At 35.0% G+C, this 25,588-nt stretch carries 28 protein-coding genes; 8 read left to right on the plus strand and 20 right to left on the minus strand.

Translation table 11 applies throughout. The features are described 5' to 3' along the window. Positions 1-5 precede the first annotated feature (5 nt). Complete coding sequence (locus tag ILS93_RS05505; protein WP_222660128.1) at positions 6-1,691, minus strand: ABC transporter ATP-binding protein; 1,686 nt, start codon at positions 1,689-1,691, stop codon at positions 6-8. Positions 1,692-1,762: 71 nt separating this feature from the next. Then, positions 1,763-4,486 (minus strand): aconitate hydratase AcnA, encoded by a 2,724-nt coding sequence (gene acnA / locus ILS93_RS05510; protein WP_064476982.1) that lies wholly within the window; start codon positions 4,484-4,486, stop codon positions 1,763-1,765. A gap of 290 nt (positions 4,487-4,776) precedes the next feature. Here acnA and sspO point away from each other — a divergent pair, with 290 nt between their 5' ends. After that, entirely contained in the window at positions 4,777-4,926 is a 150-nt protein-coding gene (sspO, locus tag ILS93_RS05515) for a small acid-soluble spore protein O (RefSeq protein ID WP_000518050.1), read from the plus strand. A 41-nt stretch (positions 4,927-4,967) separates the two neighbouring features. Here sspO and pdaB read toward each other — a convergent pair whose 3' ends face one another. Together pdaB and ILS93_RS05525 are read right to left on the minus strand one after the other, a co-directional pair. Further along, positions 4,968-5,693, minus strand: a complete 726-nt coding sequence (gene pdaB, locus ILS93_RS05520; protein WP_098102376.1) for a polysaccharide deacetylase family sporulation protein PdaB — start codon at positions 5,691-5,693, stop codon at positions 4,968-4,970. A gap of 46 nt (positions 5,694-5,739) precedes the next feature. Then, a complete protein-coding gene (locus ILS93_RS05525; protein ID WP_222660130.1) occupies positions 5,740-6,003 on the minus strand; it encodes a hypothetical protein in 264 nt (87 codons plus the stop codon). Between the two features lie 121 nt (positions 6,004-6,124). Here ILS93_RS05525 and ILS93_RS05530 point away from each other — a divergent pair, with 121 nt between their 5' ends. After that, positions 6,125-6,247, plus strand: coding sequence for a small acid-soluble spore protein P (locus ILS93_RS05530; protein WP_000517650.1), 123 nt, complete (start codon positions 6,125-6,127; stop codon positions 6,245-6,247). A gap of 124 nt (positions 6,248-6,371) precedes the next feature. Beyond that, complete coding sequence (locus tag ILS93_RS05535) at positions 6,372-6,758, plus strand: Hsp20/alpha crystallin family protein (protein ID WP_064476984.1); 387 nt, start codon at positions 6,372-6,374, stop codon at positions 6,756-6,758. A gap of 93 nt (positions 6,759-6,851) precedes the next feature. Here the strand turns inward: ILS93_RS05535 and ILS93_RS05540 are convergent, their stop codons facing one another. Both ILS93_RS05540 and ILS93_RS05545 read right to left on the minus strand, forming a co-directional pair. After that, positions 6,852-8,090, minus strand: a complete 1,239-nt coding sequence (locus ILS93_RS05540) for an MDR family MFS transporter (protein ID WP_064477046.1) — start codon at positions 8,088-8,090, stop codon at positions 6,852-6,854. Positions 8,091-8,157: 67 nt separating this feature from the next. Next, a complete protein-coding gene (locus tag ILS93_RS05545; protein ID WP_064476985.1) occupies positions 8,158-8,565 on the minus strand; it encodes a hypothetical protein in 408 nt (135 codons plus the stop codon). Positions 8,566-8,702: 137 nt separating this feature from the next. On the opposite strand from ILS93_RS05545, the gene ILS93_RS05550 reads away from it, so the two are divergent. Further along, positions 8,703-9,905, plus strand: coding sequence for an alanyl-tRNA editing protein (locus ILS93_RS05550; RefSeq protein WP_222660131.1), 1,203 nt, complete (start codon positions 8,703-8,705; stop codon positions 9,903-9,905). Positions 9,906-9,949: 44 nt separating this feature from the next. Here ILS93_RS05550 and ILS93_RS05555 read toward each other — a convergent pair whose 3' ends face one another. Next, entirely contained in the window at positions 9,950-10,393 is a 444-nt protein-coding gene (locus ILS93_RS05555; protein ID WP_103655069.1) for an NUDIX hydrolase, read from the minus strand. A 104-nt stretch (positions 10,394-10,497) separates the two neighbouring features. On the opposite strand from ILS93_RS05555, the gene ILS93_RS05560 reads away from it, so the two are divergent. After that, a complete protein-coding gene (locus ILS93_RS05560) occupies positions 10,498-11,070 on the plus strand; it encodes a DUF6434 domain-containing protein (protein WP_222660133.1) in 573 nt (190 codons plus the stop codon). 15 nt (positions 11,071-11,085) lie between these two features. On the opposite strand, the gene ILS93_RS05565 is transcribed toward ILS93_RS05560, so the two are convergent. The 8 genes from ILS93_RS05565 to ILS93_RS05600 all read right to left on the minus strand — a co-directional run bounded on the left by ILS93_RS05565 (position 11,086) and on the right by ILS93_RS05600 (position 19,127). After that, positions 11,086-12,177, minus strand: a complete 1,092-nt coding sequence (locus ILS93_RS05565) for an acetyl-CoA C-acyltransferase (RefSeq protein ID WP_064476989.1) — start codon at positions 12,175-12,177, stop codon at positions 11,086-11,088. Beyond that, positions 12,170-13,633 (minus strand): acyl-CoA synthetase, encoded by a 1,464-nt coding sequence (locus ILS93_RS05570; RefSeq protein WP_222660135.1) that lies wholly within the window; start codon positions 13,631-13,633, stop codon positions 12,170-12,172. Before ILS93_RS05570 ends, ILS93_RS05565 begins: the two co-directional genes overlap by 8 nt. Before the next feature lie 65 nt (positions 13,634-13,698). After that, the gene (locus tag ILS93_RS05575) at positions 13,699-14,274 is read right to left on the minus strand and encodes a biotin transporter BioY (protein ID WP_001093321.1); all 576 of its coding nucleotides are present in this window, start codon (positions 14,272-14,274) and stop codon (positions 13,699-13,701) included. 123 nt (positions 14,275-14,397) lie between these two features. Beyond that, positions 14,398-16,011 carry a long-chain fatty acid--CoA ligase gene (locus ILS93_RS05580; protein WP_222660137.1) on the minus strand — a complete coding sequence of 538 codons (1,614 nt, stop codon included), beginning with the start codon at positions 16,009-16,011 and terminating at the stop codon, positions 14,398-14,400. A 136-nt stretch (positions 16,012-16,147) separates the two neighbouring features. Beyond that, positions 16,148-16,798 carry an ABC-2 transporter permease gene (locus ILS93_RS05585; RefSeq protein WP_222660139.1) on the minus strand — a complete coding sequence of 217 codons (651 nt, stop codon included), beginning with the start codon at positions 16,796-16,798 and terminating at the stop codon, positions 16,148-16,150. Beyond that, positions 16,799-17,650, minus strand: coding sequence for an ABC transporter ATP-binding protein (locus ILS93_RS05590; RefSeq protein ID WP_088047028.1), 852 nt, complete (start codon positions 17,648-17,650; stop codon positions 16,799-16,801). Positions 17,651-17,695: 45 nt separating this feature from the next. After that, a complete protein-coding gene (locus ILS93_RS05595; RefSeq protein ID WP_064476994.1) occupies positions 17,696-18,484 on the minus strand; it encodes a helix-turn-helix domain-containing protein in 789 nt (262 codons plus the stop codon). A gap of 439 nt (positions 18,485-18,923) precedes the next feature. After that, the gene (locus ILS93_RS05600; protein WP_064476995.1) at positions 18,924-19,127 is read right to left on the minus strand and encodes a hypothetical protein; all 204 of its coding nucleotides are present in this window, start codon (positions 19,125-19,127) and stop codon (positions 18,924-18,926) included. A 152-nt stretch (positions 19,128-19,279) separates the two neighbouring features. Here ILS93_RS05600 and ILS93_RS05605 point away from each other — a divergent pair, with 152 nt between their 5' ends. Both ILS93_RS05605 and ILS93_RS05610 read left to right on the plus strand, forming a co-directional pair. Further along, a complete protein-coding gene (locus ILS93_RS05605) occupies positions 19,280-20,092 on the plus strand; it encodes a GNAT family N-acetyltransferase (protein WP_064476996.1) in 813 nt (270 codons plus the stop codon). Between the two features lie 171 nt (positions 20,093-20,263). After that, positions 20,264-20,476 carry a CsbD family protein gene (locus tag ILS93_RS05610; RefSeq protein ID WP_016077378.1) on the plus strand — a complete coding sequence of 71 codons (213 nt, stop codon included), beginning with the start codon at positions 20,264-20,266 and terminating at the stop codon, positions 20,474-20,476. A gap of 227 nt (positions 20,477-20,703) precedes the next feature. On the opposite strand, the gene ILS93_RS05615 is transcribed toward ILS93_RS05610, so the two are convergent. The 4 genes from ILS93_RS05615 to ILS93_RS05630 form a co-directional block, all read right to left on the minus strand. Further along, positions 20,704-22,182: a DUF4822 domain-containing protein gene (locus tag ILS93_RS05615; protein ID WP_222660142.1), complete on the minus strand. Its 1,479-nt coding sequence runs from the start codon at positions 22,180-22,182 to the stop codon at positions 20,704-20,706. Between the two features lie 441 nt (positions 22,183-22,623). Continuing rightward, the gene (locus ILS93_RS05620) at positions 22,624-22,875 is read right to left on the minus strand and encodes a DUF2164 domain-containing protein (RefSeq protein ID WP_001983516.1); all 252 of its coding nucleotides are present in this window, start codon (positions 22,873-22,875) and stop codon (positions 22,624-22,626) included. 17 nt (positions 22,876-22,892) lie between these two features. Then, positions 22,893-23,345, minus strand: a complete 453-nt coding sequence (locus ILS93_RS05625; protein ID WP_064476998.1) for a peptidoglycan recognition protein family protein — start codon at positions 23,343-23,345, stop codon at positions 22,893-22,895. Between the two features lie 15 nt (positions 23,346-23,360). Next, complete coding sequence (locus ILS93_RS05630; protein ID WP_222660144.1) at positions 23,361-24,164, minus strand: protein phosphatase 2C domain-containing protein; 804 nt, start codon at positions 24,162-24,164, stop codon at positions 23,361-23,363. Positions 24,165-24,278: 114 nt separating this feature from the next. On the opposite strand from ILS93_RS05630, the gene ILS93_RS05635 reads away from it, so the two are divergent. After that, positions 24,279-25,118, plus strand: a complete 840-nt coding sequence (locus ILS93_RS05635) for a YitT family protein (RefSeq protein WP_141669153.1) — start codon at positions 24,279-24,281, stop codon at positions 25,116-25,118. A 20-nt stretch (positions 25,119-25,138) separates the two neighbouring features. On the opposite strand, the gene ILS93_RS05640 is transcribed toward ILS93_RS05635, so the two are convergent. Then, positions 25,139-25,510 carry a VOC family protein gene (locus ILS93_RS05640; RefSeq protein ID WP_001246933.1) on the minus strand — a complete coding sequence of 124 codons (372 nt, stop codon included), beginning with the start codon at positions 25,508-25,510 and terminating at the stop codon, positions 25,139-25,141. Positions 25,511-25,588 lie beyond the last annotated feature (78 nt).

Below are 25,588 nucleotides of genomic sequence, written 5' to 3' on the forward strand. Positions count from 1 at the left end.
TCACATCACTTGCAAAACGAATGACTATTTATTAATTTTTTAGGACTTCCACATGCAACAATACGTCCTTCTTTCATTATGACAACACGATCTGCTAGTATCGCTTTCTCTACATCATGTGTTGCCACAATTCTCGTGACCTCTCTTCCTAATCCTTCTATCATATTCCAAATAGTTTCTTGGTTGCTCGGATCTAATCCCGCAGTTGGTTCATCTAAAATAATAAGATTCGGATTTGAAACAATGGCACGTAATAATGCAAGACGTTTTCTTTCCCCTCCCGAAAACTCTTCACCGCTTTTATGTAGTACAGTTTGAACCCCTTCCGATAAACCTCTAATTATCGGCTTCACATTTACAAGCTCAATATTTTTTTCTAACTGGTTTTCTAAACACTTTTCCTCGAAATACATATTCTCTTTTACTGTCGTCCGAAAGAAACGAGGTTCTTGCCACACTGTAGTCATACGAGCCTCATCACCATAATAAACAATGTTACCATTAGATGGTTTATACAACCCTGTCATTAATTTTAAAAGCGTTGTTTTTCCTGCGCCACTTTCTCCTACAATAATAACGAATTCACCTGGATTAATTTGCAAATCAATATTATGAATTCTGCATTTCTCTTCATCATTCTCCTGAAATGAAACATTTGTTACTGTCATCCCCATCCCTCTTTCTACCTTACTATCTGCCACTCGTTTATCTAAAAAGGAAAAAATTCTATTTGCCGAAGCGACTGCAACTTGTGTCATCATTAATAAATCGCCAACGTAACGGACTGGAAAAAAGAGCATTTCAATTGTGGCTAACACTGCAACAAGTGAACCAACTTCCATTTCTCCCTTCATTATTTTCTGCGCGCCCATAATGAGAACAACGATATATGCTCCTGTTTCAATCACTGTTCCAACTACTCCAATGCAGTGTTGCATCATCGTCTTCTTTACTTCCGATTTATAAGACTGTGCCGTTACTCCTTTAAATAATCGAATGGCCCATTTTTCTTTTTGTAAACTCCGTAAATCTTGTGCTCCTTTTACAAACTGTGACACCATCACTACAACACTTGATTGATTTTTTTGAGCAATGCTTGCAATATTTCTTACCTTTTTCCCCATCAACATTGGAACCGTTGCACTTAAAAATAAAAACGGAGTTACCCACAATATGAACTTTATATCTATATGTTTTAGTGCTATAAACGCACCTATAAATTGCGCAATGGCGTGTATATATTCTATTAATATAGAACCATATAATCTGACCCAGTTTGGAATATCAGACACAACTAACGTCTCTAACTCTCCTCCCTTAATCTGCTCACTCTCTTCAAACGGTAATACGAGAAAATGACGCATTACATCTATACGCTTCCTTCGCAATATTCGTTGACTTGCTTTGGAGCTTATATAATCAAATGAAAGATTGTTCACCCACATCAACAAGCGGCTAGCTGCAAACAAAGTAATGTAAAGATACACTCCCTTTAACTCTCGTTGAATAAGGTTATCTACAATTAGCCCCATGAATAGTGGACGGGATAAATTTAAAATAGCTGCAAAAATCCCACTACATATAGCAGCTATTACTAATAATTTTTCTTTCTGTAACGGTAACAATATTCTTTTATATTCTTTCATGATGTTCCCTCCATTTTTATAGTAAAAAGAAAGGGATGAAACCAATTGGTTTCATCCCTTTCCATAAAATAAGGAAGCTAACAGTTGTTAGCTTCCTTATCGTTCATTTCAATTATTTAGTTCGACACTTTTGACTCTTCAATTTTCTCACGAAGAACCATTTGTAGAATACCACCGTGACGGTAGTAGTCAATTTCTACTTCACTATCGAAACGAGCTACTACTTCAAATTGTTTTTCATTGCCATCTGCATCAGTTGCAACTACTTTTACAAGATCGCGTGGTCTAACTGTTTTGTCAATTTGAATTTCAAATGACTCGTTACCAACAAGGCCTAATGTTTCAGCGCTTTCGCCATCTTTAAATTGAAGTGGTAATACACCCATTAATACTAGGTTACTACGGTGAATACGCTCGAAGCTTTCTGCGATTACTGCTTTAATACCTAATAAGTTTGTACCTTTCGCAGCCCAGTCACGAGAACTTCCCATACCGTAATCTTTACCAGCAACAACTAGAAGACCTGTGCCATCTTCTTTATATTTCATAGCAGCTTCATAGATTGATGTTACTTCACCAGTTGGCCAATATGTTGTGTATCCGCCTTCTGTTCCTGGTGCGATTTGGTTTTTAATACGGATGTTCGCGAATGTACCACGCATCATAACTTCGTGGTTACCACGACGAGAACCGTAAGAGTTAAAGTCAACTGGTTGTACGCCGTTTTCTAATAAGTAGCGTCCAGCTGGTGTATGCTTACCAATTGAACCTGCTGGTGAAATATGGTCTGTCGTTACAGAATCTCCAAATTTACCAACTATGCGTAAATCTGATAATGTTTCAACTTCACCTGGTTCTTTAGATAATCCTTCAAAGAACGGTGGGTTTTGAATATAAGTTGAATCATTATCCCAAGTATATAAAGCTTCGTTTGAAGTTTGGATTTCATTCCAACGCTCATTGCTGTTAAATACTTGTGCATATTCTTTCTTGAACAGTTCAGATGTAACAACGCTTTGAACTACATCTTCAATTTCTTTAGCTGATGGCCAAATGTCGTTGAAGTAAACAGCATTGCCATTTGCATCTTTACCGATTGCATCATTTTTCAGGTCAATATCAACAGTACCTGCAAGTGCATATGCCACAACAAGTGGTGGTGATGCTAAGTAGTTTGCTTTTACAAGTGGATGAATACGACCTTCAAAGTTACGGTTACCAGATAAAACAGATGTTACTAATAAATCGTTTGCTGCGATTGCTTCTTCTAATTCCTCTGCTAACGGACCAGAGTTACCGATACAAGTCGTACAACCGTAACCAACTGTTTGGAAACCTAATTGATCTAAATATGTTGTTAAACCTGATTTATCTAAGTACTCAGTAACAACTTTAGATCCTGGTGCTAATGATGTTTTTACGTACTCAGGTACTACAAGCCCTTTTTCAATTGCTTTCTTCGCAACTAGACCTGCCCCAATTAATACGTATGGGTTTGATGTATTTGTACAGCTTGTAATTGCAGCGATTGCAATTGCACCTGTCTTCATCGTTACTTCTTTATCTTCTAATGTAACCTTCACTTCTTTATCGAACTCTTGCTCATTAAATCCAAGTCCTTGTGTTCCAACTGGTGCTAAAACAGCTTTATGGAACGCATCTTTCATATCTGAAAGTGGAATTAAATCTTGTGGGCGTTTCGGTCCAGAAAGGTTAGATTCGATTGTATTTAAATCAATTTCAACAAGATCAGTGTAAATTGGATCTTTGCTGTCTGCTGTATAGAATAAACCATTTGCTTTACAGTATTCTTCAACAATGCGAATTTGCTCTTCATCTCTACCTGTTAAACGTAAGTATTCTAATGAAATATCGTCAATTGGGAAGAATCCACAAGTTGCACCGTATTCTGGTGCCATGTTTGAAATTGTTGCACGGTCAGCTAAAGGCATGCTCTTTAGTCCATTACCGAAGAACTCAACGAATTTACCAACTACACCTTTTTGACGTAATACTTGTGTTACTTTTAATGCAACATCAGTTGCTGTAGTACCACTTGGAAGTGTACCAGTTAATTTCACACCAATTACTTCAGGTACTGGGAAGTATGAAGGCTGTCCAAGCATTCCTGCTTCTGCTTCAATACCACCAACGCCCCATCCAAGAACGCCGATACCGTTAATCATTGTTGTATGTGAGTCTGTTCCAACTAATGAATCTGGGTATGCAACTAAATCACCTTCAGCATTTTTCACAGCATGAACAACTGGTGCTAAATATTCAAGGTTTACTTGGTGTACAATACCTGTAGCTGGTGGCACTGCGCGATAGTTATCAAATGATTTTTGTGCCCAGCTTAAAAATTTATAACGTTCTTCATTACGTTTAAACTCTAAGTCCATGTTGAATGCAAGCGCGTCTGCCGTACCCGCTCTATCAACCTGTACAGAGTGGTCAATTACAAGGTCTACAGTAATTTCTGGATTAATTTTATCAGGATCCCCGCCCATATCTGCCATTGCTTTACGAAGCGAAGCCAAATCTACAACGGCTGGAACACCAGTGAAATCTTGTAAAATTACACGAGATGGTTTAAATGGAACATCGATATCTTGCACATCTTTCGTTCCCCATTTCGCTAAATTTGTAACATGTTCTTCTGTAATTACACGTCCGTCTACTTGACGAAGTACGGATTCAAGTAAAACTTTCACGGAATATGGTAATTGAGATACGTTGCCAACCCCTGCGTTTTCAAGCGCTTTCAAATCATAATAATGATACGTTTTTTCATCTACTTCAAAAGTTGCACGTGATTGAAATGGATTATGTTTGACCATTATGTTTCCCCCCTGTTAAACGTGACTAAGTTGTCTGAATATAAAATGTAGACAAACTTTTCAATACCTTACGATAATATCTTATTACAACTTTCTAAATAAGTAAATAATAAGAAACTTATAGATTATCATAAGTTTTCTTTATGTTTCTAAATTTGAATAGTGTTCACGCTCCTTATGAATACTATTACCATAAAGTAAAGTGCTCTATTAGTGCTTTACTTACAGTTCATACATACTATGAACTGCTCATCATTCAACATACAAAAAAGTTATAGAGGTGAAATAAAATGGGTAAAAGAAAAGCAAATCATACTATTTCAGGAATGAATGCTGCATCTGCACAAGGACAAGCAACTGGTTACAATGAAGAATTTGCAAACGAGCCGTTAACTCCAGCAGAGCGACAAAATAATAAAAAACGTAAAAAGAACCAGTAACGAAAAATCCCAAAAGGTCCATTTTCCTTTTGGGATTCTTTCTAATGTTTATAACGTAGTAATTCCGAAACCGTTACAAATCGATAGCCTTGCTTTTTCAGCTCAGGTAAAATTTTTGCTAATGCTGCTACTGTTTGACTACGATCATTTCCTCCATCATGTAACAATACGATATCTCCACTTTTAGCATGTTTCACTACATGATTTACAATGGATTCAACCCCTGGATTTGCCCAATCACGCGGGTCTTGATGCCACGACCATAGAACCGTTTGATAACCCGCTTCTTTCGCGGTTTTAAATACAGCATCGTTAATATATCCGCCAGGAGGACGGAATAGTAAAGGTTCTTTCACCCATTTTTTAAAATATTTCTTTCCATCTAAAATATCATTTTCTAATTTTTCATCTGATGAATTACTCGCATACAAATGGTTCATCGTATGATTTCCAATTTCATGTCCCTCTTTTAACACTTGTTTCACTAAATATGGATTACGCTGCACTCGAAATCCAATCATAAAAAAAGTCGCTTCTGCTTTATATTGACGTAATAAATGTAAAACTTGTGTTGTATAAGTCGGATCTGGTCCATCATCAAATGTAATGGCAATAACCTTTTCATTATTAGGTACTTCCCATGTCACATAGCCAGTTGGTTCCAGCTCTTTTCTGAGCAACATTTTCGCTTCCACTTTTTCAACTTGAAATATATGTACTGCGCATAATAAAGAAAAAACGAATAGAAAAATTTTCTGTTTTCGCATAATGTTCATTGAAGTAATAAGGTTGTCGAATACACAACAACCTCATTTACTTTTCTAATTGATCTACATTTCGAATAATGTTTTGGAGATTATTTTCGTATTGCTCAAGTTGTGGGCGTTGTGTTTCCGAAGCTACTTCTAACGCATTTTGAATCTGTTCATACGCCTCCTGAACTTCTTGGCGTAACTCTTTTAAATCCTGACCGTAGTTTGGATCATTTTTTACAATGTTGTTAAATGCATGTTCTGCTTGTGTAACCCCTTGCTGCGCTGCTTGAAAAGCTTGTTGTTTATCTTTATGATATGGCATTATATAATCCCCTTTCCATAATAGTTAGTCCCATTTATCTTTACCTTTTTTTCTAAAAACATTCTCGTATAAATTTGCAAACTTCTCTCATTCTAAAGAGAAAGAGGAGGTGTCACATACAATGGGAAAAAACAATCGTGAAGCGAAAGAAAAAAAAGGACAACCTGAACCATTAAGCGGATCTCATAAAGTAAAAAACCGTAACCATTCACGCCAAAAAAATCATGCACATCATGATATGTAAAACAAAAGGCTCACACTAGCTACCTTTATCACATACAATGTTTATATTTTTACATTTATTCTTCACCCCTACTTCATTCATGCATAACATAGTATGAATTGAGATTTTACGGAGGGTGTCTTACATGGGCAAGAAAAAGAAGGATTGTCTTTTTCATGTTGATGGTTTCGAAGAATGGATGGATCAATTTTGTTCTGATTCTTGTAGTAACTTTAGTTTCCCAAATCAAATTCATATTGACCTTTGCGAAACTGAACAAGAATACATTTTGGAAACAGATGTACTAAATGTATCCGAACAAAATGTAGTCATTAAAAAGATGGAGACAGGCCTAAACATTTGCATACTTCATAATAATAGTTCTTTACAGCGGATCATTCCTTTACCCGCTACTATTATTTATAAGAAGATGCTAGCCTGCTTAGAGAATGGATATTTAGCCATTCATATTTCCAAAAACGAAGTTGCTAATAAACATGAAGAAAAAGTTCTTTTTCAAATTGAGAATTAAAATAAAGTAAAACTTTAACCAATGGGAGTTTTACTGCCCGTTAATAGCGGGATAAATACAAAAATAAGCCCCAGTCATCTGCTGGGGCTTATTTTATTTCGCATGTAATTCTAAATTACAATTTCTATCATGCTTTTTTTTCAATAAACCTTTTGTAACTAAAAGTACAGGAAATGCTACAGTTGAAAATATAGCTAATGCTGAAAATACTACAAACCCATTTTGATATCCGTAATAATCGAGAAGTACGCCCCCAAGCCATGGACCAATTACTGCTCCAATTCCTGAGAATCCCATCGCTCCAAAATATGTTCCTTTTAAATGCGAAACAGCTATATCATCTATAAACACATCCGTCATTGAAAACATGAGAACTTCTCCAATTGTAAAAATAATTGTGCAGACGGCAGCACCTAGCGTAGATTCTACTATTCCAAACCCAAACAATCCTCCGCTCACAAATAAGGTTCCCACCATAATAGATACTAACGGTGTATACTTTTTACATATTTGAATAACAGGGTATTGAATTACGACTACAACAATCGCATTTAAAGCTAACATATACGAAAACAATGTCACTCCATCCTGAAATATATGCGCATTTGCAAAATATTGAGATACTGTTGTCGTTAAGTGAGAAAAACCACAATTACTCAAAATAATACCAACTAATGCAACTAAAAATACGACATCCTTTCGCAATATACGAACTGCATTCAACATTGTGACAGGCTTTTTTGTATTTACTTTCTTTTTTTCAATTGGATACTTCTTAAATTGGAACGCTAATATAGCTGTATATAGAATATATACTCCAGCTGCTACTAAAAAAGGAATTGTTGATTTTGCGCTTCCAATCTGTAATCCGACAAGAGGACCAATCGCCACTCCAACATTGATTGCACCGTAACGCAAATTATATACGAGTAAACGATACTCTGGTTTCGTTAAATCTGATAATAATGCTCTTGAAGTCGGTTCAAAAAAAGACCGACATAATCCATTCAGAGCATTTAATAAAAAGAAACTTAAAACATGATTTGCAAACGAAAAGCCTATAAATACAAACACCCAAACAATCATGGACCATATTATAATCATGTTTCGACCGAATCGATCCGATAAATTCCCTCCAATAAAACTAGCAAACACTCCAACAAGTGCACTCGTTCCGATAATAGCACCCGTCATTCCAGCTGATACACCTTTAACAGTCGTTAAATAAATTGCTAAAAAAGGAATGCTCATTGACGTGGCGAACCTCGCAAATAAAGTCCCTATTATAATTGTCATTCCTAACGGATGAATATTTTGTAACTTCCCCTTCATCACTAAACCTACTCTCCCCGTTCTTACATAAAAAAAGAAAGCAAAGGATCTGCTTTCTCTTCCCTTTTTATACTTGAGCTGTTGATACTCGAGCTGTTCTCGTTATATCCATATCTATGCCATATGTAAACTGTAATTCTTTACAAACATCTTTAATTAAAATTGTGACATTATACTTCTCATTAAATTGTAAAACGATATTTTCTACTTCTTCATATGTATACTTATATTCCCCTGTAATGACACTTTTTAAATCAAAGCATTCATTTATACAAAGTTGCACAAGTAGCTGGTCATATTTCTCTATTACATCTTCTTTCTTCCACAGTAACTCTTTTACATATAACCGATCAAACTTCACACTTTCTCGATTACAATCCGTTAAAATCCGGGTCATTTCATTTAATTCTCGATACAATTCAGAAATATTTTTGCTTAAACTAAGAAGTTTATCTACGCCGTTTTCATATAACATATTCATTCCACCCCCGCATTTTCTTTTTCTTATTATAGCAAGAAAATTCTAAAAATAGTTTCTTTCTTCTGAAATATTAGGAAACTAATTTCAATTGCTTTACAATGAAACTAGTGAACGCGAAAGGGGAAAGAAAATTGGAGCAAAAATTATATTACACTGACGCTTATAAGCAAGACTTTACTACAAAAATTATAAAGCAAGATTATGATAAAGACGGTAACTTATACGTCGTTTTAAACGAGACCGCATTTTATCCGACAGGTGGCGGACAACCGCATGATACTGGCACATTAAATGATATCGATGTAATCAATGTAGAAGAGATACATGGGAAAATTCGTCACTTCATTGTAGAAAAATTACATACAGAAGAAGTAGAAGGTAAAATCAATTGGGAGCGCCGTTTTGATCATATGCAGCAACATGCGGCTCAGCACATTTTATCTGCTGCTTTTTGGGACCATTTTAACATACCTACGATTGGATTCCACCTTGGTAAAGAAACGGTAACAATTGATTTAGAAATAGAAAATCTTCATACAGAAACGGTTGAAAAAGCAATAAACATTGCCAACAAAATTGTTTTCGAAAACCATCAAATCCATATCGAGTGGATGAACTTAGAAAAAGCGAAAACATTCCCCCTTCGTAAAGAACCGACTATAACAGAAAATATACGTGTTGTTATAATTGAGAACTTCGACTACAACGGCTGTGGCGGAACGCATCCGAAACGTACAGGTGAAGTAGGTCCTATTCAAGTACTAGGGTGGGAGCGCAATAAAGGTGGCATACGATTAACATTTATCGCTGGTTGGCGCACACTAAATTTAATGGGCAAACAACAACAAATTATGAAAGATGTTTCTAAACAATTAAACAGTAGCGAGAGTGATATCCCAGCAAAAGTAGCACAACTTCTTACTTCTCAAAAAGAAAATGAAAAAGCAATACAAACAATGAATGAAAAATTATTATTTGCAGAGGCAAATGAACTACTTCAACAGCCTTTAAAAATACACGCTGGCATACTTATTTCTAAAGTATTTACAAATCGTTCTATGCAAGAAATCGCAAAGCTTTCTGCTAGTATTACAGAACAACAAGAGCATGCCATTACATATTTCGTTATCGAAAATGATGACAAACTACAATGCATCCTCGCTTGCGGAAAAACAGTCACACTTGATATGAACGCACTTTTAAAAGATTCTCTTCCTGCAATTGAAGGAAAAGGTGGCGGAAATAAAAAGAGTGCGCGCGGCGGCGGGAAAGCGCTTATGACTGGGGACGAGTTTTTAAATCAACTTATTTCTTCTATACAGTCAGCAGTGTAAAACATGTTTATGAAGGATAGCTAACTGCTATCCTTCAACTATATTTACAGGCCTATATTTTGTTTCAAGCCTTGATAACTCCATGCACTTGCAAAACCTTTACTTATAAGAGTGATAAAAGTTTCCGAAAAACCATATTGACTTAAATCTTTAATCGGTACCATTTGCACATCATGAATCGGATTATGATCAAACTCGTTAGAAGGTAGCGTAATTTCACCTTCAATCTTTTCAAGCAGAAACGTAATATGCAATAAAGATGGGCTAGCATCCGGTTTATCACAAACATAGAGTAGCTTCTTAATTTTAACTTCTAACCCTGTTTCTTCTCTCATTTCTCGACTCATCGCTTCTTCTAACGTTTCACCATTCTCTACCCTTCCCCCAGGTAAAGACCAATTGCGACTAGCAACTTTTTGCTTTACTAGCAATACTTTTTCATCTTCAATTAAAATTCCCGTAACACGAACTTGCATTACATTTTCCATATGTAATCCCCTCTTCCCATTATATTTACAAATTAATCCTTCCACAAAAAGAACATACGTTTTATAATTAAAGAAAATTATGGAAGAAAGAAGTTGTTACATCTATGCGTCCACCCTTAACAAAACCTATATCACTTGAAGATTTCCAAAACTATTATTGGTTAAAAACAGAACTCCAAACATTTTGCCGTGAGCATGGTTTGCCAGCTAGTGGCTCTAAGATTGAAATAACTGAGCGTATCTCACATTATTTAACTACTGGTAAAATATTAAAAAACAGCTCTGGTCAAAAGGTGAGTAAAGCTTCTCTCTCTTATAAAGAACTTTCTCTTCAAACGATTATTACTAACAATCACCGCTGTAGCGAAGATGTTCGTGCTTTTTTCAAAGAAAAAATCGGAGCAAACTTCCGCTTTACAGTAGCTCTCCAAAAATTTTTTAAAGAGAATGTCGGAAAAACATATGAAGACGCGATAACGTTTTGGTATGAAGAAAACGAACGAAAAAAAGATCCTATTTATAAAACAACTATCAGCGCACAGTTTGAATACAATCGCTTTACTCGCGACTTTTTCGAAGATCCAAATAACAAAGGGAAATCAAAAACTGATGCTATCGCTGCTTGGAATGAAATAAAAGCAAAACCTGGTAGCAATGCTTATGTTCCTCAGAAGTAGAAAACTAGTTCTTTTCTAGTCTTCTACTTTTTCAAATAATAGCGCTAACCCTATTCCACCACCAATTCCTAACGTCGCAATTCCATATTTCATATACTCCCTTTGTGCCTGATAAAACAATCGTGTTACGAGCATAGCACCAGATGCACCGTACGGATGACCGAGCGCAATTGCTCCACCATTGACATTTAATTTTTCATACGGAATTTGTAACGTCTTTGCACAAGCAACAACTTTTGAAGCGAACGCTTCATTTATTTCAAAATAATCGATGTCCTCTACTTTTACATTCATTTCGTTTAATAATTTGTTTACCGCAAATATCGGACCAGTTCCCGGAAGATTTGGATTTACTCCCACTACAGCACTATGAACGAAACGAAGAACAGGCTTGTATCCTAATTTTCGTGCTTGCCCCTCTTTCATTACAAGAACGGCACATGCTCCATCATTTACACCGCACGAATTACCTGCCGTTACTGTACCATTTTGTAAAAATGCGGGCTTTGTTCTTTTAATCATTCTTTCATAATTCATTTCTCGTTTTATAGCTTCGTCAAAAGATCCATTAAACGAAAGTATCTCATCTTGTAAATATCCATTCTCTAATGCTTGCAGTGCCCGTTTATAACTAAGGCAAGCATACTCGTCTTGCATTTCTCGCGTTATATTATAACGCTCTGCAACATATTCAGCCGCCACTCCCATATTAGGATCACCAATTGTTTCTGGTGAAAATCGCGCTCTATTTTGAAAAGGTGATGTACTTGTACTCTCTACTCCTCCTGCAATATAACAATTACCTGCGCCGCCTTGAATGAAATGACATGCAGTACGAATCGCTTCCAATCCGGCACCACATTGCCGGTCAATCGTTACACCAGGAATATGATAGCCAAGTCCTGCTTCTAAAGCAGATAATCTCGCAACATTCCCTCCCGGCCCCACAATATTCCCTAATATGACATCGTCTATTTCTCTCTCAATTCCTTTACTTAAAAACGTAAGAAGCGGCGTTACTAATTGCTGAACTTCATAATCTTTCAACATCCCATTCTTCTTACCAATAGGTGTCCTTTTTGCTTCTACAATAACCGCTCTATTCATATATTTTCTCCAGGTTTTCAATCATATTTTTTGCTGCAATACGAGCGATTTTCCCGCTATTTGTATACGGTATTTCATCTACAAAATGCCATTCTTTCGGTATTTTAAACGAGGATAATCGTTGTAAGCAAAAACTTTTTAATTGTTGCTTCGTAGCACTTCCTTTTACGATAGCGACAGGTTTTTCACCCCAATAACTATCTTTCACGCCAACTACAACTATTTCATCCACAGCTGTATGTTCATGTAATACACTTTCTATTTCTTCTGGGAAAATATTAATTCCTCCAAATAAAATCATATTCTTCTCTCTACCTACTATATATATAAAGCCTTCTTCATCTTCATAACCTACATCTCGCACTGTCATCCAGCCATCCGCAGTCAACTCTGGAACTAAAACCTTATCCAATATGTAGCCCATAAAAAACTGATCACTTTTCACATAAACAGTTCCTATCTCGCCTTTCTGTACTTCTTCTCCTGCTTCGTTACATATTCGAACTTGCACATTGTGACAAGGTTTTCCTACTGAATTTGGCCTTCTATCACTCTCTTCATCAACTAGTGCTGTTACAAAACTTAGTTCCGATGCACCGTAAAATTCATATTTTTGCGCATAAGGAAATATACTCTTTATTTTTTCTTTCGCTTCAGCTTCCCATTTCGCTCCTGACGAAATAATTTTCATTCCATTTTCTATTACTCTATTTTCTTTATATAAAGATTCTAGCATTGTCGGAACTGTATACATGACCGAAACGTGTTCCGTTTCTAACTTATCCAGCACTTGATCTGGAATAAACTTTTTCATAATATGCACCGTTTGCCCTACATATAATGCACTTATTGCACCGTATAAAAAAAGAGAATGAACGAGCGTCCCAGCTATTAAAATAGAATCTTCTTTTTTCATATGGAAGTCATGTATATTGCAATCAAAACTATGAACCCACGATTGTTGTGCACGTAAAAATGCTTTTGCCTTTCCAGTCGATCCTGATGTAAATCCCATATAAAACGGAGCATTTTGTACAATTTCTACAGGATTATATGTAGGAAGATAGTTCTCTATCATTCTTTTCCACTCATCAATTTCAATTACTCTTCCTTCTTCATCCGGTAGATCATTTACCTTATATCGCTCTGTCACAATTATAGCCGGGTTACTGATCGCAATTCTTTCTTTGAGCTCATACTCTTTCCACTTTATATCTAACGGCACACAAACCCATCCGGCCATAGCAGCACCAGCAAATAGTTGTAAAAACTCCATACTATTTTCTAATACAATTGCTATCGTTTTATTCTGCGATTCTTTTTCATTCAACCAGTTTGCTACTTTACATACTGACTCAAACCATTCTTTAAATGTTAATACTCGATCATTTTCCTTTATTGCTATTTTATTTGTTTGTAAAGAGGCATACTTTTTATATTCTTTTGTAATCCCCATTTGAGACGTCCTTTCTTTACAAAATAATAAAAAGAAACACGCAATGAACGTGTTTCTTCTCTTTCTTATCCCGCATTTGTATATTTCCCACTCTTGAGAGCAGGCGTAATAATATGTTTCAATGAACGATGTAATTTCGTTACAAGAATTGCTGCTATAATCGCTTTTATGCAATCACCTGGTAAAAATACGGCACTTACTTTCATCGTCTGCCATATAGAAACATCCATAAAGAAAGCTTGTACAATGATACCAAATACATAAACTACGAAAATACCACCAATTATATTAATACATAATACCTTTATTATAGAGACTTCACGTAAACGCTCAATTAAATAACCAATGACAAACGCTCCAACGATATAACCAAGTAAATATCCTGCACTTGGCCCAACAAATACGCCTGGACCACCGCGTCCACCAGCAAGTAATGGTGCTCCAACTCCAACTATAAGTAAGAAAATAAGCTGACTTAACGCACCAAGACGTGATCCTAACAATCCACCAGCAAGCATAACACCGAGTGATTGTAATGTAATCGGAACTGGTGTAATAGCAAGAGCAATTGGAGGTATTAACCCTAACACTCCCATAATAGAACTAAATAAAGCGACGAAAACTAGGTTTTTTGTATTCATATTTGCTTCTCCTATTTGTAAACTTAAAATGATTTTTAGATAACATATTATAGGAGTTATATTATCTTTCTATTTAGTCTTTGTCAACTTATTTTAAATATAGGTTTACAAATATTTTTTCAATTATTTCTCTTTATGCAAATGCTCAAGTTCTTTCCGAAGCGCCTGTTTTAAAAACTTCCCAACAGATGTTTTCGGTATTTCTTCCATAAATACAATATCGTCTGGTACCCACCACTTCGCAAACTGTGGTTTTAAAAACTCATATATTTCTTCTTTTGTTACTGTACTATTTTTCTTTTGAACGACGCAGGCAATTGGTCGCTCTTGCCACTGCGGATGAGGAACGGCAACGACAGCTGCTTCAAATATAGCATCATGTGCCATTAATGCATTTTCAAGGTCAACTGAAGAAATCCACTCACCTCCGCTTTTAATAACATCTTTCGTACGGTCAACAATTTTCACGCAGCCTTCCTCGTCAACCGTAACGACATCTCCTGTATATAACCAACCATCACGAAAACCTTCGACAGTACGTTCATCGTTATAATAACTTTCAGCGATCCAAGGTGCTCGTAAACATAACTCTCCCATCTCAGTACCATCCCACTTCACTTCACCGTTTGTACCGACTACTTTCATCTCTACACCAGGGACAAGATATCCTTGTTTTGAGCGGATTTCTAATTGCTCTTCATATGATAATTCTGTTTCATAACTTTTTAAACGTGCAAGTGTTACGAGTGGGCTTGTTTCAGTCATACCATATGCATGTACGAAAGGAACATTATATTTTTGTTCAAATGCTTTAATAACGCTTTTCGGTGCAGCAGCACCACCGCATAATATTCTCGTTATACTAGATAAATCGTAACTATTATTTTCTAATTCTTGTAATACGCCGAGCCAAATTGTCGGCACACCTGCTGCTATCGTTACTTTTTCAGCTTGAATCATCTCTAATAAAATTTTTGGAGTAAACATTGGTCCGGGCAGAACTTGTTTAGTTCCAAACCAAGTAGCTGCAAAAGGAAGCCCCCAAGCGTTCACATGGAACATCGGTACAATTGCCATCGCCGCATCACTTTCCGATAAAGCAGCTGTATCCGCTAAACCGAGTGCCATACAATGCAGTACAGTACTACGATGCGTATATACAACACCTTTTGGATTTCCTGTAGTCGCTGACGTATAACACATACCAGCAGGTGTATTTTCATCAATATCTTTTACAAATTGGAAATTCGGATCGCCTTCTTCTAATAGTTTTTCATAATGATATACAGGTTCTAGCGTAGTATTGGGAAGTTCATCTTTATCAGTCATAATAATGTAGGCTTGTACAGTTGATAATTGTGATTGAATATTTTCAACGAGTGGTACGAGATCTTCATCTATAAGTAGAATTCGATCTTCTGCGTGCTGAATAATGTATGAAATATGTTGAGGAGATAAACGAATATTAATTGTGTGTAAAACGGAAGCAATACCAGGAATAGCAAAATATGCTTCCACATGTCGATGATGATTCCACGCTAACGTTCCTATACGCTCGCCTTCTTTAATTCCTAATTTTTTTAACGCACTTGAAAGTCTTCTCGTCCTTTCACCTAACTGCTTATACGTTAACGTCGTAACTGTATCATGTGTCCGTGAAACAATTTCTTTCTTCGAAAACAGTTTCTCTGCTCTTTCCATCATAGAACTAATTGTTAGCGGTACATTCATCATCATATTGGTTACATCCCCCTTTAAAGCGTTTTCATTTTTCGTTTATTATAACAGACTTTTACGAATAATTACGACATTTTTCTGTATTTTCTGAATTATTTCTTTGGAAATAATTCAGAAAATACTAAGAGAAAATATATTAAAATTCTTTCTTACGATATATAAATATCGAAATGAAATAAGAAAAGATATATATGATAACGCCAAATGTTGTATATAGAATTGAAACGTATACAGATGAATTTAAATTTGATATTGGAAATTGTTCTATTAGATATCCAATTACACTTTGTAATCCAAAATAAGTAACAAGTCCCCCACATGCGCCTCCAATTGTAATAGCATCAGATTTTTCTGCTCCAAAAACATAGAGAAGCGGATAAGCTATTGCTCCGGCATTAAGAATGATGAACGTCCCTAAAGAAACACTCTTAAATATACCATCATCAATTGGTGTATCTGAAACTAAACCATGTACATAAAATATGCCATACGATAATAAAGTACCAATAATTACAACTAAAAAATAGAAAAGGTAGTGACTTTGCACAATGTCATTTCTAGTAACCGGTAAAGTAAGTACATATTTTTCATACCCCGACTTACTCTCATATTTAATAACTTCAAGTGCAGGAATCGCAGCAAATAAGATAATGAATGTAGCAATTAAACGGTACATTGAAGCATTACCAAAATAAAAAAACAATCCCGCTCCTAATATCGCTATTCCCATGAACGTAAAGAAAGTTCGATACACTAGATAATAGTTTGTCAATAATAAACCTTTCATTTATTTTTCACTCCTCGTTAATAAAATACTTATTTCTTCTATCGAAATGGTTCTATGAGCAATCCCATTTGGTAGTTTATGCACATCTGATACAAGTACATTGAAATAAGAACCATTATTCCTTTTCACCACAACTATATCTTTGTTGATTAAAGTTAGTTGTTCCTCATCAACATCTACAATGGCATAATTGTCCAAAACCTTATCCTTTTCTTCATTCAATAAAATTTCTCCATCTTTTATCACAATAAGGTGACTAGCTATTTTTTCTACATCACTCATAATATGTGAAGAAAGTAATATACCACCATTACTTTTATTCACAAAACTTTTTAATTCCTCTAACACCTCCTCCCTAGATGAAGGATCAAGACCTCCTGTCGCTTCATCTAGAATTAATAATTTTGCATTATGCGACAATGCAACAGCTATAGTTAGTTTCATTGACATTCCACGCGAGAATTTACCTACTTTCTCATTAGTAGGTAAAGAAAAAGTATTAACTAATCGATAAAAATTATCTTGATCCCAAGATTCAAACATCTTTTTAAAAACTTTGTTTAATTGCTTTATCGTAAGATGAGCCGGTAGATTCATAGCATCAAATACGACTCCAATCTTCCCCTTATTCTTGGCATCTTTATTTATATTCTCTTCACCAAATATTTTTACTGTACCGCTATCTTTAGAAATTAATTCTAGTACTGTTTTAAATGTTGTTGATTTACCTGCCCCATTGTCACCAATGAATCCAATAATTGCCCCTGATGGCACATTGAATGTAACATCTTTTAAAACAACGTTGCTTCCAAATGATTTACTTAAATTTTTAATTTCTAGAATGTTTGACATCATTTCACTCCTATCTTAGCTTTTAATAAAATAGATTTTCTCCTATTAAAAATTATCCACTTTATCTCTCACTTTCTTTTTTAGTTTAAAAATAATACGATTGCTATATTCTTTATTCTCTACTAAAATCCGATACATCTCCCACACTCCTACAACACGAACAAAAAGATAGACTCCAATCGCAATAAGTACAACACAGTACGGATAATACTGCACTAATTCTCCTGAAGTGATATGCTTTTTCTCAAATAAAAATGGTATCGCTCCTGCTGCTATAAAACAAAATCCAACGATCATTACTGCAGCATACTTTTTCTTAATTACTTCATATCTTTTTGTCAATTCTTTTAGAAAGTTTTGATCAAATAGTAGTTCTTCTTTTTTCAATACATTGTATCTACTCTCTTCTATCGTTACAGGTACCATCATTGCTCCAATTCCAAGGACAGCAATGATAATAACAAGGAATGTCGAAATTGTTGCATTTTCTTTAAATAATAAATACGGTATTGTAGATAAAATGAGCAAACTAAATCCTAGCGCAATATATTTAGAAATTTTTTGCCCATACACTATATACCCTTCTGCCATTTCCTGACTTACGTAATAGCCCTCCACATTTTCATTACTTTGCTCAGCAGTTTCTTTTAATAAATAGTCGAGTGATACTTCAAATACATTTCCAATCATTATTAACTTTTCAGTTTCAGGAAATCCTTGACCGTTTTCCCACTTACTAACTGCTTGCCTTGTTGTGTTTAATTTTTCAGCTAACGCTTCTTGAGAAAGACCCTTTTCCTTTCTTAATTTAAAAAGCTTTTCACCAAATCCCATATGTGTGTCCCCCTTTGTTTTCTTACCTAAATTGTATGTAAACATTGCCCTTATCTCTATCTTCCTGCGGTTGCACTTTGTCAACTTACGGTTGCGATTGTGTTATTTAGCGGTTTTGTATACGATTTAGCTATTTTCCCCCATGATTATGGGGCGTTAATTATATAATCCATCTCAATAACAAATTATAACAATTAAAGGTAATTATTGTTATACAAAATCAAAAAACTCCCTTGTTCATTTAAAGGAGTTTTCGATATAAAATATTTCAAGAGGACTAATATTGATTCACAATTTCTTCTATACATTTTTGTACGTTGTGCAACGATTAATAAGCATCCCACACAATATATGTTGTCATCTCTTTATATAAGGCATACTCACATATATGTAAAATATTACTCCTATTAATTTCCCTAATAAAAACACTTCTCAATAATCATAACGGCTTCTGCTTAAACTTTTCATAATTTCGTACTTTTAATAAAAGGATATTCCCGCAATCTGTACAAATATAAGCATCTACTGGTGAAGATGTAAACATCGTCTCCTTTTTCCGTATTTGTGCATATCCGACAAACTCACCTTCTCCTATATTTTGAGAACCACAATTAGAGCATGTCTGCACGCCTTTCTGTTTCATGAGAGCACCACCTTTAATCTGTTTCCACTCCCTTCGACAGTTCACTTCCATTTTCCTTCCAAAAAACCTCTTATTCTCTTACATTTCAACAGGAATCTCATAACATACATCGTATATGTACTATGAAATATATTTATTAACGGAGGAATTTTATGAGTACTATTATGACGCTCAATACAGCACAAGAAATTGAAAGCGCAGAAATACATATGCTTTCTTCTAGATTAAAGGCACTACAAGCAATAAACGGAAATCCAATGCAAGTACAAATGAAAAAGTTCGGGAGTGCCACTGCCTTTTCATCAAAAATAATTGCTGGTCCTGCTTTTAATACGGTAAAAGGGATTACATTTACAAATACAGATGAGATAGATGAAATCGTCTCTTATTATCAATCGCTACAAATCCCTTGTCGTTTTGAAATTACACCCGCTCAAGGTACAGCCAAATTATTTCAATACTTATCTCAAAGAGGATTTTACCAATCCAGCTTCCATACCGCTTTATATAGTATACCGAGAGAAGACCCTTCCCTTCTTCCTTCTAACATTTCAGTACGCGAACTAAAAGAAAATGAATTTCATATTTTTGCAGACATATACGTACGCGGATTTAACATGCCATCCTTTACAAAAGATGGCGTCCATCAAAATAACGAAATTCTCTACAATAAACCTGGCTGGCATTTTTTCATAGCCGAAGTTCAAAACACTCCTGCGGGTATTGGTGTCCTGTATATAAATAATGGGATTGCATCATTAGCTGCTTCTGCTACTTTGCCAGAATTTCAGCGTAAAGGCTGTCATACTGCATTAATTCAAAAACGAATAGAGACGGCTATTGAATCCAACTGTAACTTAATAGTTGGACAAACAAGGTTCGGTAGCAGCAGTCAAAATAATATGGAACGTGCCCATATGAAAATTGCTTATACGAAATCAATATGGACTGCAAAAGACATGTAATTTACATTCTTTCTCTTCTCATTACAATTTTATACATTTTATGACACTTTCTTTTCTATCCTATTAATCATTTGAATATTCAAACTATATTTGTTACGCTATTACTAGATACATCATTCAACTTGCAATATGAAAAGAGAATTCTAATCAAACTACAAGGAGGAGAAATGTATGACTAAGAATGATCATGGTTTAAAGGAAAAAGTAGAAGGTGCCATTGATAAAGTAAAAGGTGAAGTAAAAGAAGTTGTCGGGAAAGTAACTGACAATAAGAAATTACAAGCTGAAGGAAAATGGGATAAAGTGAAAGGCACTGCTAAAGATACGGTTGGTAATGTAAAAGAGAAAGTACATGAATATAAAGAACATAAAGAGAATAAATAAAAAAGAACAAAGATGTATGGTGGTGCAAGTAGGGAGTTACTAGATCCGAGAAAAAAGAATTTGTATTTTATATTTACCTGTAAAATCATTTTAAAACGACAAATAGATGCCTTCAGGCATCTATTTGTCTATAAACAGCTATTTTTCTTCTACTATATAACTTCCTAATCACTGAGGCTTCTCCTTACCAACATTCCCCAACATAATACCTTTGCTAGAGTAAAAGATCACTTTGTGAAATTTGGTTTTAGGTCGCCTGTATACGGTTCGTGCTCAACAAAGATTTTTATATCTTTTCCATTCGCATCTTTCCCGATTCTTGTATACGTAAATTTCTCTTTATTTAACTCTGTAAGTTCAAGGACCGCACCATATTTATTATTTCCTAACGAAGCGTGAGCTCTTATTTTATTACCATGTACAACATCGAAGAAACCATAATCCCCACGACTTACCCCTGTGTTCACATTAAAAAACTCATATTTATTTGTATTTTTATCATATTTTGCTAGACTGATTAAGTTTGAGTTGTATTTTGTTACATTATTACCCTGTTCGTCTAATACCACCGTTCCGTTCCATAGTGTACTAGATAAAATTTCATCTCCATCAACGTCTGTAACTATTTTCCCTGTCGAGCTTTCTAAATTTTTATCAGGTTGCGTGAAAGAAAGTTCTTTTTCATGGTAAGGAACATGTTCAACAAATACTTCTACATCGTTCCCTTTTGCATCTTTCCCCATTCTTTTATATGTAAATTTCTCCTTGTCTAATTGCGTTAATTCAACAACTGCCTGATAATTTTTCGTTTCAGAAATTAACACTCTTTTCTTTCCATCATTCGTTATAAAAAAGGTACCGCTATCATTACGACTTTCTCCTGTACTTGCATTAAAAAATTCATACCTTGCAGTTTTAGCATCATATTTTGCAAGCCCGATGAAATTTTGATTTTCTTTCGTTACATCATTATGATCTTTGTCATAGACTTTTGTCCCTTTCCAATTTGTTTCACCAAGTATGCTAGCTAGTAGTTGCCCTTTCGTTTGTTGAGTTTGTTTAGTTTCTTGTATTGCATTGTATAAAAATTGTGCGTACTGTTCACGCGTCACATCCATACTTGGAGCAAATTTCCCTCCTCCTACTCCTTTTGCAATATTATTTGTTTGAACAGCACTAATTGCATTTCTTGCCCATGAGTTCGTTGAAACATCATTAAAAGTATGATCACTCTTTGCCTTTAAATGAAAAGCATTTGTAAGAACTTGTGCCATTTCTGCACGTGTTACGGATGCCTTCGGTCTAAAGTTCCCATGCTCGTCACCCGTAAAAACGCCCATTTCTGTTAAAGATAAAATTTCCTTTATATAGCTTGTCGAATCTTCGCTTACGTCCCCATATGGGTTCTCATAATTTTTGTTTTCTGCCATATTAAAATAACGATACATTAATGCTGCAACTTGTTCGCGTGTTACGTTATCTCCAAAACCAAATCTTCCATCATCATAGCCAAAAATAATTTTCTCACCTGTTAATTGATGAATCGCCTCATATGCCCAGTGCCCCTTTGGAACATCTTTGAATACATCAGTATGACTCGTTTGTGGTGGAACCTCTTCTGCTTTTACCTCTCCATTTTTTTCACTCAATAGGCTTCCACCTAAAACTGCTGATATGATACATGTTTTTAAAATCGTTTTATTCATAGCTTCCCAATCCCTTCATTTAACAAAGAATTACACCACTTATCTTCCAAAAGAAGATTCTATGTGAGCAATTCATGTTTTACATTTTGATTACAGCTAATTGGTTACACCTCCAAAGTTCTTTTTCGTAGTATCCATAGCTGTTATATATAGGAATTATAAATAGCAACTATAAATTGCCCATAAATAAATTATTAAAAAAAGATAAAATTAAGATAATATATTTTTAATCTCAATCTAAAAAAACGTTATTCTTTCTCATCTAGCCTGTTAAGAAAGAATAACGTTTTTAGTTCTAGGGTTCTTTTTGACAAAAAAAAGAGAAACTTTATTTTATATGCCAAAAAACAACTTCACGGCCTTTTCCAAACAGAACATCGGAAAAAGCCGTGGCATAATACTTATTTTATAATTGATGGAATACGGCCAAAACGGCTCTTTTTACTTCCCTTCACTCTTCTCTAACACATACAAATCTTCTTCAATATTAGATAGTTTCTCTGTTACAAGCTTTCTAGCATCTCCAATTGCTTGATTGTATGCAAATGGTCCTACTAATTTAATCATTTCTTCTATTAATCGCTCTGCTTGGAAACGTCCAATTTCATCTAAATCTTCTTCAACGAAAAATTGCTGGATTTGTGCCACAAGCTCTTCTTTTTTATCATTTGGTATTTTTATATTCATCATCATTTATGACTCCTCTATATTTAAGATAGTACGTTTCTTAACTCTACCATAGAAAAACGCTTTCCAGGACAACTTTTTGTAACGCCTTCTAGCTCCCTATGACCGAGTATATTTTCTTTCTTTATAGCAAACTGCTTCATAAACATTTTACATAAAAAATATAATGCATTTATTTGTGCGGTAGTTGGATCATATTTGTCAAAATTACCCGTCATACATATTCCAATTGTATCCCTATTATTATCTTTCGCATGTGCTCCAATATGTAAACCTCGCCCTTCGACTACAGTTCCATCTTCTTCAATAAAATAATTGTAACCGATCCCGCTCCACCCTCTTACTTTTTGATGAAATTCATGTGTTTTATACACATCCCATCCATCTTCGGATGTATGGTGGATAATCAGTTTATTAACTTTCTCTAAAGGAACTAATTCATCTTGAAATGTTAAATTAACACATTTAATTTCCATTCGAACATCCTCCCCTTAAAAATCAATGATCATAATTGTTTTATCGTCTGGCCTTATTCTCTTTTCCTCTTCTAGCTCTTCAATAATTGCTACATATTCATTTATACTATTCTTTCTTATATATGCAACAGTTTGTTCAAGTGGCCAATCTGGGTGGAATAATCCGTCTGAACAAAGAAAAATCCCGCTCACTTCATCTATATGTAGTTCACCATGTTGTAAATAATGTATCGCTTCTTTCATTCCATTCGCAACGGAGTACCCGCCCTGCATATTTGCAAGATAACGATTATATTTTAACTGTTCTCGCACATCTTGAAAAACATGTTCTTCTGGTACAGTTAACCCTTTATTACGGTCTTCTTCCCTCTTCTTTTTTGCTCGTTTACTAATTCCTTCAACCGTGTCTTGCGCTAATACTTGCATCGTCCCATTTTGAAGTATTGCGACAATCATACAGTCCCCTAACTGTGCGTATTCAATTTTCTCACCATCTATTTGAACTGCCGCAATACATGTACACCACAAATGCTCTTTCTTTCTCGTATCTACTTCATACTCTAACATTTTCCTTTGCAATGCTTCATTTGCTTTTGCAACAGCAACTTGCAAACTATGATTTTCACGTAATGAAGCAAAATAACTTGCAAATAAATGCGAAGCGATGTATGCTCCATTATGTCCCTTTTCATCACGAAACGGGACGAGCGGTGTTGCACCATCACATACACCATACATCTTTTTTTCTTCATTACAAAAATAAGAATCCTCACATTCTTGCTTCAACGGGCTTTTCTGTTGATACGTTTTTACCTTCATATCTGTATCCCCTTCCAAATGATAAAATACTCGAATTCTTTTGATTAATCTAATTTTCCGAAATAAACTGTTTTTACCCAAAACTTTCAATATCATATATAATCTTGAAATAATATGAATTTTTTAGTGAAGGACGGGAAAGAGATGGTCAGATTTCTTGGTGTTATTATCGGTTCTATTATTATTGCGATTGCATTTAATCTTTTCCTTATCCCCCACAAAATTTTAAGTAGTGGAATTGGCGGAATTGCTATTATTTTAGGGATTGTAACGCCTGTAAACACAGGTATTATTAACTTTGTATTAAACTTACCTATCCTTATTCTAGGATACATAGGTCTTGGAAAAAAAGTAATTTTTAACACGATTATCTCTGTTATTGTATTATCTGTTGCATTATACTATGTTCCAGTGAAAGTCGTAGCAACAGATCCACTTTTATCATCTATCTTTGGTGGTGTCATTGCTGGGGCTGGTATCGGTCTTGTTTTTAACTGTAATGGCTCAACTGGTGGATTTGATATTATCGGTATGCTATTGTCTCGTAAAAGAGATATTAAACTTGGTGGATTCCTTATTATTTTAAATGCAGTCGTTGTAATAATTGCAGGATTCTTCTTCACTTGGGATGTTGCTCTTACAAGCTTACTTTCAATTTATGTAACTGGTAAAGTGATCGATGCTATTCATACGAAACATCGAAAGGTTACACTTATGATTGTAACAAATGAAGCAGAAAAAATGAAAAAACAACTTCTTTCAACTGTTGTACGTGGAATTACATTACTTGATGGCGAAGGTGCTTATTCCAGCGAAAAAAAACGTGTACTTATGACAGTCGTTTCTCGTGAAGAATTAGCAAGTATGAAATTAACAATTTCCGAAATTGACCCTCATGCATTCGTTAACATTACCGAAACTGTTGAAGTATTAGGTTTGTTTAGAAAAAGTTAAAAAACTAGGTGGATTTCCACCTAGTTTTTATTTTCCATAAATTCAATTCGATTTCCGAACGGATCTGACACATAAAATCTAATTACATCTGGCCGTGCATGATCATCTATTACTTCAATACCTTGCTTTATTAACTCTTGTTTAAATTCATCAATTTTTAAAACATAAAAAGCTGGATGCGCCTTTTTAGCTGGATTGAAGTTTTGCTCAACTCCGATATGAATCTCTTGATTTCCACACTTAAACCAGCACCCACCACGCTTCTTTAATTCCTCTGGCTTCGGTATTTCCTCCATACCAATTTTATTACCGTAAAACTCTCGTGCTGCTTCTTCACACCCTACAGGCGCAGCTACTTGCACATGATCGATACCTTGAATATAATTTCTCATTTTCTCTCCCTCTCTTCTACCCTAATGTTATAAAGAAAACCTACTCCTGTAACTTACAAAAGATTTATAAAACAATAT

The sequence above is a fragment of the Bacillus sp. 16GRE42 genome, assembly GCF_019837435.1.
In the GTDB taxonomy this organism is placed as follows: Bacteria; Bacillota; Bacilli; order Bacillales; family Bacillaceae_G; genus Bacillus_A; species Bacillus_A wiedmannii.

Excerpts from the sequence above, each read along its gene's own strand:
- ILS93_RS05570 (WP_222660135.1), bottom strand. The coding sequence starts at position 13,633 with ATGGGGATTACAAAAGAATATAAAAAGTATGCCTCTTTACAAACAAAT.
- pdaB (WP_098102376.1), bottom strand. The coding sequence starts at position 5,693 with ATGCGAAAACAGAAAATTTTTCTATTCGTTTTTTCTTTATTATGCGCA.
- ILS93_RS05565 (WP_064476989.1), bottom strand. The coding sequence starts at position 12,177 with ATGAATAGAGCGGTTATTGTAGAAGCAAAAAGGACACCTATTGGTAAG.
- ILS93_RS05545 (WP_064476985.1), bottom strand. The coding sequence starts at position 8,565 with ATGTTATATGAAAACGGCGTAGATAAACTTCTTAGTTTAAGCAAAAAT.
- ILS93_RS05555 (WP_103655069.1), bottom strand. The coding sequence starts at position 10,393 with ATGGAAAATGTAATGCAAGTTCGTGTTACGGGAATTTTAATTGAAGAT.
- ILS93_RS05635 (WP_141669153.1), top strand. The coding sequence starts at position 24,279 with ATGAATTTTTTAGTGAAGGACGGGAAAGAGATGGTCAGATTTCTTGGT.
- ILS93_RS05600 (WP_064476995.1), bottom strand. The coding sequence starts at position 19,127 with ATGAAACAGAAAGGCGTGCAGACATGCTCTAATTGTGGTTCTCAAAAT.
- ILS93_RS05640 (WP_001246933.1), bottom strand. The coding sequence starts at position 25,510 with ATGAGAAATTATATTCAAGGTATCGATCATGTGCAAGTAGCTGCGCCT.
- ILS93_RS05615 (WP_222660142.1), bottom strand. The coding sequence starts at position 22,182 with ATGAATAAAACGATTTTAAAAACATGTATCATATCAGCAGTTTTAGGT.
- sspO (WP_000518050.1), top strand. The coding sequence starts at position 4,777 with ATGGGTAAAAGAAAAGCAAATCATACTATTTCAGGAATGAATGCTGCA.
- ILS93_RS05575 (WP_001093321.1), bottom strand. The coding sequence starts at position 14,274 with ATGAATACAAAAAACCTAGTTTTCGTCGCTTTATTTAGTTCTATTATG.
- ILS93_RS05560 (WP_222660133.1), top strand. The coding sequence starts at position 10,498 with ATGCGTCCACCCTTAACAAAACCTATATCACTTGAAGATTTCCAAAAC.
- acnA (WP_064476982.1), bottom strand. The coding sequence starts at position 4,486 with ATGGTCAAACATAATCCATTTCAATCACGTGCAACTTTTGAAGTAGAT.
- ILS93_RS05525 (WP_222660130.1), bottom strand. The coding sequence starts at position 6,003 with ATGCCATATCATAAAGATAAACAACAAGCTTTTCAAGCAGCGCAGCAA.
- ILS93_RS05585 (WP_222660139.1), bottom strand. The coding sequence starts at position 16,798 with ATGAAAGGTTTATTATTGACAAACTATTATCTAGTGTATCGAACTTTC.
- ILS93_RS05610 (WP_016077378.1), top strand. The coding sequence starts at position 20,264 with ATGACTAAGAATGATCATGGTTTAAAGGAAAAAGTAGAAGGTGCCATT.
- ILS93_RS05595 (WP_064476994.1), bottom strand. The coding sequence starts at position 18,484 with ATGGGATTTGGTGAAAAGCTTTTTAAATTAAGAAAGGAAAAGGGTCTT.
- ILS93_RS05605 (WP_064476996.1), top strand. The coding sequence starts at position 19,280 with ATGAGTACTATTATGACGCTCAATACAGCACAAGAAATTGAAAGCGCA.
- ILS93_RS05530 (WP_000517650.1), top strand. The coding sequence starts at position 6,125 with ATGGGAAAAAACAATCGTGAAGCGAAAGAAAAAAAAGGACAACCTGAA.
- ILS93_RS05540 (WP_064477046.1), bottom strand. The coding sequence starts at position 8,090 with ATGAAGGGGAAGTTACAAAATATTCATCCGTTAGGAATGACAATTATA.
- ILS93_RS05620 (WP_001983516.1), bottom strand. The coding sequence starts at position 22,875 with ATGATGATGAATATAAAAATACCAAATGATAAAAAAGAAGAGCTTGTG.
- ILS93_RS05590 (WP_088047028.1), bottom strand. The coding sequence starts at position 17,650 with ATGTCAAACATTCTAGAAATTAAAAATTTAAGTAAATCATTTGGAAGC.
- ILS93_RS05580 (WP_222660137.1), bottom strand. The coding sequence starts at position 16,011 with ATGATGATGAATGTACCGCTAACAATTAGTTCTATGATGGAAAGAGCA.
- ILS93_RS05535 (WP_064476984.1), top strand. The coding sequence starts at position 6,372 with ATGGGCAAGAAAAAGAAGGATTGTCTTTTTCATGTTGATGGTTTCGAA.
- ILS93_RS05630 (WP_222660144.1), bottom strand. The coding sequence starts at position 24,164 with ATGAAGGTAAAAACGTATCAACAGAAAAGCCCGTTGAAGCAAGAATGT.
- ILS93_RS05625 (WP_064476998.1), bottom strand. The coding sequence starts at position 23,345 with ATGGAAATTAAATGTGTTAATTTAACATTTCAAGATGAATTAGTTCCT.